We start from the raw sequence: 2403 nt of genomic DNA, 5'->3' as shown, positions 1-2403 counted from the left end.
ATCTAAGTACCCGGAGGAAGAGAAAGAAACATCGATTTCCAAAGTAGCGGCGAGCGAAATGGAAGGAGCCCAAACCGAGATGCGTGCATTTCGGGGTTCGGACTGCAATACGGCAGACGTAAGATAGGAGAAGGATCTGGGAAGGTCCGCCAGAGAGGGTGAAAGCCCCGTATCCGAAATCCCAAGTCACCCAGCAGGATCCAGAGTAGGACGAGACACGAGAAACCTTGTCTGAAGGAGCGGGGACCACCCCGTAAGGCTAAATACTTCTTAGTGACCGATAGCGCATAGTACTGTGAAGGAAAGGTGAAAAGTACCCCGGGAGGGGAGTGAAAGAGAACCTGAAACCCTGTGTCTACAAGCTGTGGAACCCCTTTCTATGGGGAACTGCGTACTTTTTGTAGAACGGTCCGGCGAGTTACCCGTACTGGCAAGGTTAAGGACTTAAGGTCTGGAGCCGAAGTGAAAGCAAGCGTTAAGAGCGCGAGAAAGTCAGTGAGGGTAGACCCGAAACCGGGTGACCTATCCATGTCCAGGTTGAAGCTTCCGTAAGAGGAAGTGGAGGACCGAACCCACATCCGTTGAAAAGGGTGGGGATGAGGTGTGGATAGCGGAGAAATTCCAATCGAACCCGGAGATAGCTGGTTCTCCTCGAAATAGCTTTAGGGCTAGCCTCATGAGAGTCTTATGGAGGTAGAGCACTGAATTGCCTAGGGGGCGTCAAAGCTTACCAAAGCATATCAAACTCCGAATGCCATCAAGATGATTCATGGGAGTCAGACCATACGAGATAAGTTGGATGGTCAAAAGGGAAAGAGCCCAGACCTACAGCTAAGGTCCCAAAGTACGTGTTAAGTGGAAAAGGATGTGGGGATTCTAAGACAACTAGGACGTTGGCTTAGAAGCAGCCATGCATTGAAAGAGTGCGTAATAGCTCACTAGTCGAGAGTCCCTGCGCCGAAAATGTCCGGGGCTAAAACACGACACCGAAGCTTAGGAATACGAGAGTATTGGTAGAGGAGCATTGTTACCGGGATGAAGCCATACCGGAAGGAGTGGTGGACTGGTAAGAAGAGAGAATGCCGGAATGAGTAGCGAGATGAAGGTGAGAATCCTTCAGGCCGAATATCTAAGGTTTCCAGAGTAAAGCTGATCTGCTCTGGGTAAGTCGGGACCTAAGGCGAGGGCGAGAGCCGTAGTCGATGGATAACAGGTTGAAATTCCTGTACCGCATAGAAACAGAACTGTGGGGACACAGACAGGGAATGGAATCCGGGGATGGAGAACCCGGAGCAAGCGAAGTAGGAGTCTGACAGGAAAAACCGTCAGGCAATCCAAAGGCGTGAAGCGGACCGAACAGAAGTAGGGAAGTCCAGGCCCCTGGCTGTCAAGAAAAGCCGCTATTGTTTTCTATGTGCCCGTACCGTAAACCGACACAGGTGGATGAGGAGAGAATCCTAAGGCCGACGGGAGAAGTGTTGTTAAGGAACTCGGCAAAATGACTCCGTAACTTCGGGAGAAGGAGTGCCTAGCGATAGGCCGCAGAGAAATGGCCCAAGCAACTGTTTAGCAAAAACACAGGTCTATGCAAAACCGAAAGGTGAAGTATATGGGCTGACGCCTGCCCGGTGCTGGAAGGTTAAGGGGAGAGGTTAGCGATTTAGCGCGAAGCTTTGAACTTAAGCCCCAGTAAACGGCGGCCGTAACTATAACGGTCCTAAGGTAGCGAAATTCCTTGTCGGGTAAGTTCCGACCCGCACGAAAGGCGTAATGATTTGGGCACTGTCTCAACAACACACCCGGTGAAATTGAACTACCAGTGAAGATGCTGGTTACCTGCGCCAGGACGGAAAGACCCCATGGAGCTTTACTCCAGTTTGATACTGGGATTCGGCATGGTATGTACAGGATAGGTGGGAGACGAAGAAGGTATGACGTCAGTTGTACCGGAGTCGCTGTTGGGATACCACCCTTACCATGTTGGATTTCTAACCTGCGGCCGTGAACCGGTCGGGGGACAATGTCAGGCGGGGAGTTTGACTGGGGCGGTCGCCTCCGAAAGGGTATCGGAGGCGCTCAAAGGTTCCCTCAGAATGGTTGGAAACCATTCGAAGAGTGCAAAGGCAGAAGGGAGCTTGACTGCGACACCGACGGGTGGAGCAGGTACGAAAGTAGGACTTAGTGATCCGGTGGTATAAAGTGGGATTGCCATCGCTCAACGGATAAAAGCTACCCTGGGGATAACAGGCTTATCACTCCCAAGAGTTCACATCGACGGAGTGGTTTGGCACCTCGATGTCGGCTCATCGCATCCTGGAGCTGTAGCAGGTTCCAAGGGTTGGGCTGTTCGCCCATTAAAGCGGTACGCGAGCTGGGTTCAGAACGTCGTGAGACAGTTCGGTC

At 51.9% G+C, this 2403-nt stretch carries 1 rRNA gene; it reads left to right on the top strand.

The features are described from left to right. Nucleotides 1-2403, top strand: a 23S ribosomal RNA gene (locus AC27EF_RS13530); the annotation flags it as partial.

Source organism: Anaerostipes stercorihominis, from assembly GCF_057535655.1.
This window is presented reverse-complemented; position numbering and strand designations above follow the sequence as displayed.